General features: G+C 44.5%; 7 protein-coding genes. All 7 read right to left on the bottom strand.

Features of this window, described 5'->3' with window-relative positions; all coding sequences use genetic code 11:
- Positions 1–5: 5 nt before the first annotated feature.
- Positions 6–3,254 carry an RHS repeat-associated core domain-containing protein gene (locus DCMF_RS11430; RefSeq protein WP_148134547.1) on the bottom strand — a complete coding sequence of 1,083 codons (3,249 nt, stop codon included), beginning with the start codon at positions 3,252–3,254 and terminating at the stop codon, positions 6–8.
- 530 nt (positions 3,255–3,784) lie between these two features.
- On the bottom strand, positions 3,785–4,252 hold the full coding sequence (locus tag DCMF_RS11435; protein ID WP_148134548.1) for a hypothetical protein: 468 nt from the start codon (positions 4,250–4,252) through the stop codon (positions 3,785–3,787).
- Between the two features lie 16 nt (positions 4,253–4,268).
- On the bottom strand, positions 4,269–5,090 hold the full coding sequence (locus DCMF_RS11440) for a LysM peptidoglycan-binding domain-containing protein (RefSeq protein WP_148134549.1): 822 nt from the start codon (positions 5,088–5,090) through the stop codon (positions 4,269–4,271).
- Between the two features lie 650 nt (positions 5,091–5,740).
- On the bottom strand, positions 5,741–6,397 hold the full coding sequence (locus DCMF_RS11445; protein WP_236860249.1) for a DUF2625 family protein: 657 nt from the start codon (positions 6,395–6,397) through the stop codon (positions 5,741–5,743).
- A 105-nt stretch (positions 6,398–6,502) separates the two neighbouring features.
- Positions 6,503–13,102 carry an RHS repeat-associated core domain-containing protein gene (locus tag DCMF_RS11450; RefSeq protein ID WP_148134550.1) on the bottom strand — a complete coding sequence of 2,200 codons (6,600 nt, stop codon included), beginning with the start codon at positions 13,100–13,102 and terminating at the stop codon, positions 6,503–6,505.
- A 27-nt stretch (positions 13,103–13,129) separates the two neighbouring features.
- Positions 13,130–13,609, bottom strand: a complete 480-nt coding sequence (locus DCMF_RS11455; protein ID WP_148134551.1) for an SMI1/KNR4 family protein — start codon at positions 13,607–13,609, stop codon at positions 13,130–13,132.
- A gap of 17 nt (positions 13,610–13,626) precedes the next feature.
- On the bottom strand, positions 13,627–13,905 hold the full coding sequence (locus DCMF_RS30495; protein WP_418219650.1) for an HNH/ENDO VII family nuclease: 279 nt from the start codon (positions 13,903–13,905) through the stop codon (positions 13,627–13,629).
- Positions 13,906–14,043: the final 138 nt, after the last annotated feature.

Genomic DNA, 14,043 nt, shown 5'->3' on the forward strand with positions numbered 1-14,043 from the left:
AGCCCTCATTTCAATTTTGTTAAGTCAATAGTATAATCTACAACCTTACCTGGATTCGCTGATGTTGAACCTGGAACACGAACGCCTTGTATTTTAAGTTCTGTAAAACCTTGTTCCTTTGCCATTTGAGATACCTGCTTCTGCCATTGAAATATATCTCTTGCTCCTACAGCATTGGGTATATTGCCTTGATTAGAATATACCGAAACATCCTTCAACGTTAGCGAAGTCCCATTGACTTCTACATCTGCAAGTCCTCCAATCTCTACTCCATTTTTAGTTTTGAAAGAAGATTCAAACATTTCTCCTGCCTTGAATGGTCCTTTTCCTACAGAGTTAACCGTTCCCTCTGCATTAGATTTTACACCACCAGCACCAATATATATACCTACTTCAATTCCGCCTTCAAGGAGTTTTTCTGTATTAAATATTCTATTGGTTTCATTCTGAAGTTTTTGTGAGTAATTAGGGTCACTTTCTTGTCCACTTAAATTTTTCTTCGCTAAACTTTGAGCCCATTCATATGTTTGCAAATCAGATTTTTCTTGCCTTGCTTCTTGGTCTTCCCGTGACTCTCTCATAAAATCATTCAGAGCTACAAATGGCTTTGCAATATATCCACCAATAGTCTTTAGAAGTCCAGGGTCTTCAGCAGGAGCATTACCCGTCTCCTCAGAGTAACCACTCATTGCCCAGTTATCTTCAGGTCCCCTTGTACTGCCAATTTTGCCCGTCTCCTGGTTTTTTATATCCCCAGTATTTTTTGGGTCCAGATTTGGCAATGTATTTGTGGCATTTTCTGTTTTAGCCGGAATATTGATTATTTGACCTACCTGTATTTTTGTGGGATCCTTGATATCTTTATTTACTTTTAAAATATCTGCAACACTTACATCAAATTTCTTGCCTATTTTCGTTAAGTTGTCTCCGCTTTTTACGAGATATTTTTGTGATTTTTCATTTTTTTCTCTTTCTTCTTTCGCCTTTCGCTCTGCTTCTTTCTTTTTTCTTTCAATCTCTGCTTTTTTAATATGCTGATTACGACTGGTGTCCTTTTTGGGTTTAACCTCTTTCTTTGGTGTAGGTCTTTCAATATGTCCGGTCGGGTCTGTGTACATTAAGGGTTCGTTATGACAATAGGTATACAGATTTAAGCTCAACGGGTCATTCAGATTGCCTCTGTATGTGTCTTCTGAGATGAATCTTGCTGTTACCGGATCATAATATCTAGACATGAGGTAGTAGTATCCGGTCTCCTGATCATGCTGGTAGCCCGCATATTTGAAGGGGTTGTTGATGGTTCCCGTGCTCTCGGGGATGTTCCCGAATGCATCATAGTAGTAGGTAGCTAAAATGGTTCCTGCGGAATTGATTAAAGCCGTGACATCCCCATGTCCGTTGTACATGTAGTAGGCTGTGATTCCGGATACGTTCCTGGAGATAAGACTGGTGCCCCAAATGTTCTTTGCTGTCTGGTTCCCGGCATTGTCCAGTTCGAGTAGGATCTGGTCTCCTTCATATAAGTATTTCGCCGCCTGACCATTTATTTCCTTTTTTACCCGGATCCCTTCGCCGTTATAGGTGTTGTTGAGGGTTGTCCCGTCCGGCATGCTGGTGGTGAGGAGCTGGTTCAGCCTGTCATAGGTGCTGTTGGTTATTTTCGCCGTTTGGGGCACGCCGTTGAGGTAAGGTGTTTGACTTACCGTCAGCTGGTTTCCGTTATTGTCATAGGTGTAAGCATTTGTTTCTGTGGTGACTCCGTTCCGGGTTGTGGCAGTTCCCGTTAACCGGTTTTGGTTGTTGCAGGTATAGGTGGTGATATCGGTATTGCCCTGGTACACTACGGTTTGCGTTGCCCTGTTTCCCCCTGCGTCGTAGGTATAGGTTGTTGTCCTGCCGTTGGGTTCGCTTACGCTCCCCAGGCGGTTTAAGTCATCGTAGGTGTAGGTGGTCGTTCCTTTCCCGTCTGTTTTTGACGTTTGGTTGCGGGCGGCATCATAGGTGTAGCTATAGGTGTCTATGACGGTCTGGTTTGCTTTTTTGTTCACCAGGGTGTTGAGCAGGTTGTCGTCGTAATAGGTATATGTTTCGCTTGATCCGTCAGGATACTGGGTGCTTTGTTTGTTCCCGTTGTCGTAGTATGTGTAGGTGGTCGTCTGTCCTCCGGCGGTGACGTTGACCAGTCTCCCTGCTTTGTCAAAGATTTTTTTGGTGACGTTCCCTTTGGGGTCGGTACTGGTTTCTCCTGCGTTTCCCGGGCTGAGGCCTGCCGTATCGTCATAGAGGAAGGTGATTGTGCCGATGCCCGGCACAATTTTTGTTTTGACCCGGTTCAGCTGGTCATAGGTCCGGGTGGTGGTGCCGGTGCTGTCCGTGATGGTAAGCTGGTTGCCGTTGCCATCGTAAGTATAGGAAATGTTTATGGAACCGGCCACCTGTGTGAGCATTCTCCCGTGTACGTCATAGGTGTATGTGGTGCTGTTGCCGTTCCGGTCTACCTTGGTGGCCAGGTTCCCATCGGCATAGTAAGTGTAGCTTTCTACCTTGGATGGGGTATAGGTGTAATTCCCCGGGGTCCCTGTTCTGCCCCCATGGTCGATTTTTCTGATGGGTTTGTTGGCCACGTTGTATTCAAAGGTGGTGACGTTGCCTTTGCCGTCGGTCTGGGTGAGCATGTTGCCGTTTAAGTCATAGGTGTAACTGGTGGTTTCATTTTTGGCATTGACCACGGATATGAGCCGGTTGAAGGTGTCATAATTGAAAGTGGTGGTCTTGTTCCTGCCGTCGGTTTTGGTCTTGATGTTTCCGGCGTTGTCATAGGTTTGGCTGGTGGTGTGGTTCAAGGGGTCTATAGTGCTTAAGAGCCGGTTGTTTTTGTCGTAGGTGTATTGGGTCAGTTTATTTAGGGCGTCGTATGATTTGACCTGGACGCTGTTATGGTTATACTCCAGTTTTTCTATCGTTTTATTGAAAGGATCAATTTTCTGGATCAGCCTGTTCAACGGGTCATAAACATTGCTATAGGTATTGCCCTTCCAGTCGGTTTGGCTGGTTTGATTGCCGTTATGGTCATACCCGTAGGTCGTGATTTGTTGCAGGGGGGTGCCGTTTAAGTTGGTGACGGTTATTTTTGAAGCTGTCATCCGGTTTACTTCGTCAAAGAGGTTTTCTTGGGCGGCATTGTTGCCGTCGGTGACAAATCTTTGGTTGCCGGCTTTGTCAGGGGACAGGTCCCTCGTTTTATATGCACACAAGGAACCTGTCCCCCCTGTGTCTCATCACCGTCATTGGCTAATGCTATGTTAAAAGCTGCTTTCGTTGAGGCACTTATTATTTCTGTATCCGTATAAGCTTTGACCGGGGCTTTCCTTGTTACTGACGACCCGTCTCCTAATTGATAGTAGTTGTTCCCTCCCAAGCCCACACGGTTCCGTCACTTTTTAGGGCTAGACTGGACACTAGGGGACAGGTCCCTCGTTTTATAAATCTTTTACTTGCACACAAGGAACCTGTCTCACTGTGTTCTTGTCAAGCAAAAGAACCGTCCCCGCGCTTTTTCCCGACATTCTCTTGTGACCGGCTACTTTGTGGTTTTATAGAGGGTCTTTTTGTTGTACCCTCTTTTCTACAACAGAATTTGATTGAAAAATATTTCTGAAATTCTATTGACAACGACTAGCTGGTCTGTGTTACGTTGTCGATAACCCCGTCCCCCTGTCACCCCCCTGCCTGTAGCCACTTTGTTAGGATTTTTGTAGTGAATTGCTCCTTCGTTTTCAAACAACTATTTTATTTTGATTTGAAGTACCAAGTCATCAAAGTTTACATCACCTATACCATTGCTACAATGAAGAATTGTCTTTTCATCATCAATCCTCTCAACGTACAACCCTGCATTTCCTATCCATGCGTCAGTGTTTTCTTTGTACTCAATGTTTTTCCAAACATTCCAGATGCCCATTATCCCTTCTGTTTTTTTGGGAAAACACTTAAAACTAAATGTTCTTGGAGCTGTATCGGTCCAGAAAATTGGAGAATTTAGCTTTTGTCCATTGACTTCAATATACCCTTTCCTTTGGTCGATTGAAACTTCAAAGCCTTGTTTCGAGTCTCCGTTGAAACGCAAAATTTCGATTTCAACCTCTTGACCACTCTTTACTGGTATCTTCTTCGCCATCACAACATTCTTACCGTTGTAGTCAATCGGTCCACCCTTTTTATCTGAAAGTATTTGCGCTAAAGTTTTCTCCAATGAAAACACTCCTTTATCAGTATCCAGGATAGCGGAATGGGTCAACTGTAGCATGATCCTGAGGCCACCTTGGAACAAAATTCTTACCACCATCTCTAAAGGGAATCGGTTCGTGACTCAATTCCATTGATTCCATTGCGCCTTTGTCTGGGTTGTATCTTTGAGGTGCTAATCCCCTCCTCATTCGATCAATATTTTCTGCCCCGTAGATATCCGATGAATTCGCCTTTGCTGCTTCATTTTTCCAGAACCTTTGTCGTACTGTGCTCCAACTGGGTGCATTTCCTTTGGCAGTTGGTGCGTAAATGTCGTCTCCAACTTTCCAACCAGCTTTAGCGACCCCTTCAGATTTAAAGAAATTTGCCACATCGTCGAACACTTCAGCTGCTTCTTGCTTTAATTTCTGTTTAGCAGCATTAACCGCTGCTTGACCTTCAGCAACAGCAGCGCCAGCTGCAGCTGCCTTTTTAGGATCACCAGTTAATTCATACGTTACTCCTGAGGTATAGAGTGGTAGCTGCGAAAAATTAAATGCTTGAAGTTGTTGTTTTAACGAAAGGTCATTCCGTGTAGTTTCATTATTACCCGTCTCCTGGTTTTTTATATCCCCAGTATTTTTTGGGTCCAAATTTGGCGATGTATTTGTTGTATTTTCTGTTTTAGCCGGAATATTAATTATTTGACCTACCTGTATTTTTGTGGGATCCTTGATATCTTTATTTACTTTTAAAATATCTGCAACACTTACATCATATTTCTTGCCTATTTTCGTTAAGTTATCTCCGCTTTTAGTGACACAAAGGGACAGGTCCCTCGTTTTATCATCTTTTTCTTGCACACAAGGAACCTGTCCCCCCGTGTTTAGAGTGTCTACGCATGCTCAGGGTCTTCGACTCCGCGGGACCGGTATCCGGCTCGCTGCTCTTGTCGCCGTCTTACCGTTTTGCCTTCCCTGCCAGGTTACGAGGTCAGCATCCCGGATGGGTGATTTCGGAGCTCAATATCTGGCCTGCGTTTTCCCCTGTCAACGCTTCACGTGCGGCCTCGCGGCCGCCCGCGCATGACTCGGGGCCGTGATGGTGCAGCTACTCCTTTCACGTGGGGCTCTTTCATCCCCTGCTCTATGCCGGTTTATCCCGACGCTTTCAACCTGTCCCCCCTGTGTCATCAGAGGTTTCTCGTCCGTTGACCATGCATTTGAATCTTCTTTCAGTTCTCCGATGCACCCTTTTTGGCCCCATGTGGCCGCACCCCCGCTATTTTAGGCATACCGGGGATGTGCTGGATGAAGAATTTTAGTTCTACAGTAGGTTTTATTTATTCACTTTCATCAGAGAGCATTACTAAAGCCCTGTCATCCCAAAATCACTTTTCCTGAAGAGTTTTGAAGCCTAGAAAACTTTGTAACTTTATCTTTTCAAAATATTTTTTTCCCGGCACTATTTTTAAAATTACATTTACAAAAATTTATTTCTTATTCGTCAAAATCTACTCATGCATTAGATTCCATATTTCTTCAATGGGAACAATAGATCTTCTGCGTAATTCAAGCTCTTTTTCACTTGACCATAAAAAGGGATAGAACAGGATGCCACTATCCCCGCCAACACTTAACACCTCATTTTCCCATCCCCTCCATCTAAAGGAGCTATAATACAGATCAGTATCACCTAATAGTACCCAATTCAAAAAACTTGAATATGGCATATCTAAGCTCTCCCATTTTAAAGTATCTGGTGCTAAGTAATAAACATTACCGATAGCGCCTTCAAAAGCATCACCATTAATGGCATAGAAACCCCCAAGTACATCATCCGCTACTAGTAACGCACCTGGTAACCTCGTACTTTTTCCACAAGAATCTGTTTTATTCCAAGTCAAAACATCTCTGGTAATACTCTCACTTCCTGAACCAAGGATACGAAGCCATCCATTATCAATCTTAAAACCCCCTGAGTAATAAATAGTTGAACCTAAAACCGATTTTGTTGTTACTTGCAAATTTGTGAGGACTTTGCCAGCATCTGAATTGTTAGGGGGTATTATCTCTATATTCTTGGCTGATTTACTTATCCACTCTTGTATAAGTAACCATGTAGATTTGCTTTGGTCTACCAATTCATTAAGAGATTTCATTTTTCCCATGCCTTTCTATATTATTTGGGTTTGGAAGCTATCTACGTAAATACAATTAAAAGATCTACTTATTTCCAAAAATTACATTTTTCTTTTTTGCTCCATTATTCACTTCTAACGAACAGGGCATAATCTAAAGTAATTAAAATCAAAATTAAAATTAACTCCACCGCTAGGTGACACTGTTGGCATCATAATTAGTGAGTTATTCTTAAAATATGTCTTATTGTCTTCATAATCATAATAACCTACAACATTTCCTCTGCTATCATATACGTTGCCAGCATCGTCGACTGTTCCACCTATTGGTAACCCAGTGCCGCCGCCTCCTGTTGAATTGTTATCATCATCGTTAGAATCGTTTTTATTTTTGTTGTCTGTATCATCAACGATAACTTTTACTGTAGTTCCATCAGGGTAATTACGTAATTGACCTCCCATACTTGCTCCGGCTCCCCTATTATCAGAAGAGTTAATAGGTTTCACGCTCGCACCTTTTCCGCCTTCTTTAAACATTGCTGGAGGATACTCATCGAGATCGGCACCAGGAACCTTTGTATATCCTTTTAATGATGCTGCTCGATTAGCACTAGCACCACTGCGGTTTATTGTTACTTCATCTGGATATCCATTCCTAATTGCTTCCTCTATGTGTTGGGCAGATTCAGGATATTTGCTTTTTGATATTTTTACTGTAAGTAAACCCAAACCAGCAACTATTTCATTTTTACCCGTCTCCTCAGAGTAACCACTCATTGCCCAGTTATCTTCAGGTCCCCTTGTACTGCCAATTTTACCCATCTCCTGGTTTTTTATATCCCCAGTATTTTTTTGGTCCAGATTTGGCAATGTATTTGTGGCATTTTCTGTTTTAGCCGGAATATTGATTATTTGACCTACCTGTATTTTTGTGGGATCCTTGATATCTTTATTTACTTTTAAAATATCTGCAACACTTACATCATATTTCTTGCCTATTTTCGTTAAGTTGTCTCCGCTTTTTACGAGATATTTTTGTGATTTTTCATTTTTTTCTCTTTCTTCTTTCGCCTTTTGCTCTGCTTCTTTCTTTTTTCTTTTAATCTCTGCTTCTCTATTATGCTGATTACGACTGGTGTCCTTCTTGGGTTTAACCTCTTTCCTTGGTGTAGGTCTTTCAATATGTCCGGTCGGGTCGGTATACATTAAGGGTTCGTTATGACAATAGGTATACAGATTTAAGCTCAACGGGTCATTCGGATTGCCTCTGTATGTGTCTTCTGAGATGAATCTTGCTGTTACCGGATCATAATATCTGGACATGAGGTAGTAGTACCCGGTCTCCTGATCATGCTGGTAGCCCGCATATTTGAAGGGGTTGTTGATGGTTCCCGTGCTCTCGGGGATGTTCCCGAATGCATCATAGTAGTAGGTAGCTAAAATGGTTCCTGCGGAATTGATGAGAGCCGTGACATCTCCATGTCCGTTGTACATGTAGTAGGCTGTGATTCCGGATACGTTCCTGGAGATAAGACTGGTGCCCCAAATATTCCTTGCTGTCTGGTTCCCGGCACTGTCCAGTTCGAGAAGGATCTGGTCGCCTTCATATAAGTATTTCGCCACCTGACCATTTATTTCCTTTTTTACCCGGATCCCTTCGCCGTTATAGGTGTTGTTGAGGGTTGTCCCGTCCGGCATGCTGGTGGTGAGGAGCTGGTTCAGCCTGTCATAGGTGCTGTTGGTTATTTTCGCCGTTTGGGGCACGCCGTTGAGGTAAGGTGTTTGACTTACCGTCAGCTGGTTTCCGTTATTGTCATAGGTGTAAGCATTTGTTTCTGTGGTGACTCCGTTCCGGGTTGTGGCAGTTCCCGTTAACCGGTTTTGGTTGTTGCAGGTATAGGTGGTGATATCGGTATTGCCCTGGTACACTACGGTTTGCGTTGCCCTGTTTCCCCCTGCGTCGTAGGTATAGGTTGTTGTCCTGCCGTTGGGTTCGCTTACGCTCCCCAGGCGGTTTAAGTCATCGTAGGTGTAGGTGGTCGTTCCTTTCCCGTCTGTTTTTGACGTTTGGTTGCGGGCGGCATCATAGGTGTAGCTATAGGTGTCTATGACGGTCTGGTTTGCTTTTTTGTTCACCAGGGTGTTGAGCAGGTTGTCGTCGTAATAGGTATATGTTTCGCTTGATCCGTCAGGATACTGGGTGCTTTGTTTGTTCCCGTTGTCGTAGTATGTGTAGGTGGTCGTCTGTCCCCCGGCGGTGACGTTGACCAGTCTCCCTGCTTTGTCAAAGATTTTTTTGGTGACGTTCCCTTTGGGGTCGGTACTGGTTTCTCCTGCGTTTCCCGGGCTGAGGCCTGCCGTATCGTCATAGAGGAAGGTGATTGTGCCGATGCCCGGCACAATTTTTGTTTTGACCCGGTTCAGCTGGTCATAGGTCCGGGTGGTGGTGCCGGTGCTGTCCGTGATGGTAAGCTGGTTGCCGTTGCCATCGTAAGTATAGGAAATGTTTATGGAACCGGCCGCCTGTGTGAGCATTCTCCCGTGTACGTCATAGGTGTATGTGGTGCTGTTGCCGTTCCGGTCTACCTTGGTGGCCAGGTTCCCATCGGCATAGTAAGTGTAGCTTTCTACCTTGGATGGGGTATAGGTGTAATTCCCCGGGGTCCCTGTTCTGCCCCCATGGTCGATTTTTCTGATGGGTTTGTTGGCCACGTTGTATTCAAAGGTGGTGACGTTGCCTTTGCCGTCGGTCTGGGTGAGCATGTTGCCGTTTAAGTCATAGGTGTAACTGGTGGTTTCATTTTTGGCATTGACCACGGATATGAGCCGGTTGAAGGTGTCATAATTGAAAGTGGTGGTCTTGTTCCTGCCGTCGGTTTTGGTCTTGATGTTTCCGGCGTTGTCATAGGTTTGGCTGGTGGTGTGGTTCAAGGGGTCTATAGTGCTTAAGAGCCGGTTGTTTTTGTCGTAGGTGTATTGGGTCAGTTTATTTAGGGCGTCGTATGATTTGACCTGGACGCTGTTATGGTTATACTCCAGTTTTTCTATCGTTTTATTGAAAGGATCAATTTTCTGGATCAGCCTGTTCAACGGGTCATAAACATTGCTATAGGTATTGCCCTTCCAGTCGGTTTGGCTGGTTTGATTGCCGTTATGGTCATACCCGTAGGTCGTGATTTGTTGCAGGGGGGTGCCGTTTAAGTTGGTGACGGTTATTTTTGAAGCTGTCATCCGGTTTACTTCGTCAAAGAGGTTTTCTTGGGCGGCATTGTTGCCGTCGGTGACAAATCTTTGGTTGCCGGCTTTGTCATATTTTACAGTGGTTGTGACCAGCTGGGTGCCGTCGGATTTTTGTTGGCTATGGGACAATTCCCGGCCCTGGTTGTCATAGCTGTACAGGTCTATAATTCCGGCCGAGTGTGTCTTTTTCTTTACGTGTCCCAGTTCGTCATACTGGTACGTGATATTGCTCCCGGGAATGGTGGCGTCTCCGGGCAGAGTTGTTTTTCTGATTTGGCCCAAAGCGTTGTATTCAAAATTTGTGGTGTTGTTATTTCCGTCTTTCTGGGTCAGCAGCCGGTCCGCCAGGTCATAGGTGTTGGTTTGCACCGTCTGATTGTTGACTTTAACCATGAGGATATTGTCCCCATCGTCATAGGTATAGTCCGTGTAGTTGCCGTTGGCATCGGTTTCTTTTGTTTTTCTGCCTAATCCGTCATACTCATATTTGGTAGTATACGCCAAGGCCCTGTCTTTGTTCTCCGGATCTAGAACGGTCAACAGTTTACCATCCAGGTTATAGGTGTATTCCGTCCCGTAACCGGAATTGATTTTGTCTTCTGCCGCAGTACCGGTTCCGGCCTCGTAGCCCAAGGCATCCAGTTCTTTGACGTTATTCCCGTTGGCATCGTATTTGTAGGCTTTGGCCACATAGCCGGCCCACTGACCGGTAGTCGGATCCATATATTTATATGCCAGGGTCTTGATCCGGGACATTTGATCGTAGGTGTATTCGGTCCGGTTCATCTGATCCAGGGTTTTTGCCGGGTCATAATGATTGGGCGATACTTCGGCAATGACCCTGCCGGCCCGGTCATAGTAGCTTGCGGCCACCTTTCCCTTGGCATCGGTTACTTTAGAGAGGAAGCCCCGCTGGTCGTAAGTGTAGGTGGTGGTATGGTTATTGGCGTCGGTTTCCGTGAGGATGCTTCCGGTCCAGTTGAATCTCTTGGTATGGGAAATGGTTACCGGGCTGCCGAATTCGTCCTGGCCAGGCATGCTGATGCCGGTCTGCCGGTCCAGGTTGTCGTAATTGTATGTAATCACTATATGATCCGGACGGGTTTCTGTCTTCAGGTTGCCGTTTTTGTCATAAGTATATGTTGTGCTTAATACGGCATCCTGATTATTCGCAAAATCCTGCCCGGATAAGTCGCCCTGGCGCACATGGAGTTTTTCTTGGGTCGGTTTTCCGAAATAGTTGTTGATGTATTCGGTGGTGATTTTGTTGGTAGCGTCTATATAGACGTCTTGTTTGCTTAAATAACCGTCCGGGTCATACTGGTATTCGGTTTTTCTCCCCGCGCTGTCGCTTTGGGTTTTCAGGCTGCCGTCCCGGTAATAGGTATAGAAAGTAGTAGCAAAGCTGGCCGGGACTCCGTATAGTGCCACCGTGGTTTTCCCGGTTTTCTCTTCTTTGACCCTGCCGACTTTGTCATAGACTTTTCCTGAATAGGTGTATTTGATGGTGCCGCTGATGTTTTCCGCCGGGGTCCATTGTTCTGTTTGACGGTTTAAGCCGTCATATTTATAGCAGGTGGTATTGCCCCGGGCATCTGTGGTAGAAGCTACGGTGCCATTGGCATTGTATACGGTGGCAGTATACGTCCCATCCGGGTTATCCTGCCTGATCAGCCGCCCCGCATAATCATAAGTATATACGGTAACCATGGTTTCTGTATCGCTAATAAACCTGGTATGGGTTTTTTGCGTGTTCCAGGTACTCCCGTTTGCTTGAATGGCGTAACTATACCTTTCCAGCGCTACCGGGGAGGCGGCGGCATTTTCTTTAAAATATACGGCAGTAAGCCTGTTTAATACATCATAATCATACTGGTATACCCCATTGTTGGGCTTGGTCTCAGTGAGCACATTGCCATATAAATCATAGGTATAGGCGGTCCTATTGTTTTCCGGGTCGGTTGCAGACTGCACCACCCCGCTGGGGTAATAGGCATATCTGGATCCATGATCGCCGCTGTACGTATGATTCGCCAGGTTGTCGAAAGCCGGATTATATAGGTTTGCCGAGACCTCTTTGGTCTTTCTCCCCATGTTGTCATAGGTAATCCGGGTGACCTCGCCGCCATGCCGGGTTGTTTTTTCGATGCGGCCGTTGCCGTCGTAAACATAGGCGGTCTGGTAAAGCTTGGGCGATACTTCTCCTGTCTTCCAGCCAATCTGGTTGTAGCTGTATGTGGTAACGGCGTTTTCCGGGTTCGTAACGGTCTTAAGGTTGCCCGCTGCATCGTATGTGTAGACGGTAATATTTCCTTCCGGATCGGTTTCCGACTTCAGCAGTCCTTTAAGTTGATACCCCAATTGCTGGGCTTCCGTATCCGTATAATAACTATAGGCAGTAATGGCAAACTTGGATTCGTCGCAGCCTGGGGCGTACTGGTCCGTTCCGTTCAAAGGCCGGGCGGCCTTTAACAGATTGATCTTGTTCGTATCATAAATATAAAAAGTATATTTCCCGTTCTCATCTTTCTCCCAAAGCCGGTTATTCTTTTCATCGTAGGCAAATTCTTTGTACGAAAAATCCGGGTTCACCATTTTCACGATATTTCCCCGGCTGTCTCTTTCATAGGCGGTTCTGTTTCCATTCCGGTCGGTAACGGATTTCTCTTCCCCAAATTTGTTTATTCCTTTGGCATCAAGGCTATATAATGTCATGGTCCTTCTGCCGTCCGGTTCCTGCACCTGAATGGGATAGAGGGAACTGTCATACCAGGTTGCGCTTTCTCTTCCGTTGACATCTTTCACGGTCAGCTTGCGGTACTCAGTATCATAAGTGTAAGTGCTGGAATTCCCTAAGGCATCTGTGATCTGAGCCACTCTGGCATTTTTATCTCCCGCCGAGGTATCATAGACAATGGATTCAATCAAATTATTGTCGTTGTCCCTTATTTGGGCCAGATACCCTTTGGCATCATAGGAGTACCTTGTGATCTTACCCATGGGATCAATGGCCCGAACCAGCTTTTTGTTTTCATACTCATAGCGGACTACCCTGCCCAGGGGATCGGTAATACTTTCTATTAAGCCGTCGCTGTTGTACGTGAGATTAAATACCCGCTGGGCTGGATCGGTAATCTTGGTAATTCTTTTCGTTGTGGCATCGATGGTGAGGTTGATTTGATTTCCATTTCTGTCCTTTATCCACCAAAGAATGTTGTTATTAAAACCATACGTATACTGATCCTTGGTAGTCAGGATCTGGTAATAGCTGTCATAAGTGCTGCGCGAGTCCTCGGCAATAAAGTCTCCTCTGGAATTTCTGGAAAAGGTCATGACACTCCCGTTTGGCAACCTTATAGTTTCCCAACCAGGTTTGTATTCACTGCTTCCTTCGAATCCAAAGGTCCAGCCTTTTCCCAGCAGGCCGCTTTCACGGTCGTCTCTTGAATTGTACGCGACACTAGGGGACAGGTCCCTCGTTCTATATGCACACAAGGAGCCTGTCCCCCAGTGTCTCCTAAACTAAGAAATTCCTAACTCTAGCTTAATTCTTTGGAGAAAAAACTCTCCGAAATCATTTGCTATCATTTCATATATTTGGTGTTTTAAATCAGTACCTATTGCATAAGAAACAATAATGGGTTCTTGATGCTTACCTATTTTATTTATATCTAGACAAAACATTTCTTCTCCACCTGTATGATAAATGATTACTAAATTTGAAGGTAGGTTAATCTCTTTTCGCTGCTTTAGGGTAAACCAAATTGCATCAGGTATTCCCGAGTTATCAAAATCTTCTTTAATGATGCCGTATATTTCCTCTGCTCCAAAATTTCCGGCACCAAAACTTAATAGGAAACTTCTATAAGATTGAGGAAATACTATATTTAACTTTTCTTCAGCTTTTTTTATTAGCATTTCTGGACAATTACCAACAAAATCAGCCAATTCCTGGTTTTCTTGTATTAGTTTCACTGCACTGTTATAATCTTGGATGCTCATTATTAACCTCCATTATCTTATTTAAAATCATTAGCCCTGTTTTTCCAATAATTGCTTTTCCATATGTTAAATTGGCCTCTATCAATCCCAGATGGAACAGTATTGGGATTAATATTTATAACTTTTGTATTCTGTTGATGGAATGACTGTGTTACCTCAGCAATTGCACTATCATTAGTCTGTATCATATGATGCAAATTTACAGGATTTCCATCAGGACCGATAGGAGCTAACCCTTGTTGCATTCTTTGTAAATTAGTCCGTCCACGGCCATCTACAAGAGTTGCATCTATTATATCATCTCTTTGATATACTTTTACCCCATTGAATTCAGTCGCATCAGTCCAAAATTTTCGTGCATCTCCTAGTACTTCTACAGTCTCACTCGTTCCCTCACTACAAGGACTATATCTATTATATTATTCCGGCTTCAA

Origin of the sequence: Candidatus Formimonas warabiya (assembly GCF_002777255.1) — a bacterium.
Lineage (GTDB): Bacteria > Bacillota > Dehalobacteriia > Dehalobacteriales > Dehalobacteriaceae > Formimonas > Formimonas warabiya.

Bases quoted from the DNA above. Each gene is read 5' to 3' on its own strand.
- DCMF_RS11455 (WP_148134551.1), bottom strand. From the start codon at position 13,609: ATGAGCATCCAAGATTATAACAGTGCAGTGAAACTAATACAAGAAAAC.
- DCMF_RS11445 (WP_236860249.1), bottom strand. From the start codon at position 6,397: ATGGGAAAAATGAAATCTCTTAATGAATTGGTAGACCAAAGCAAATCT.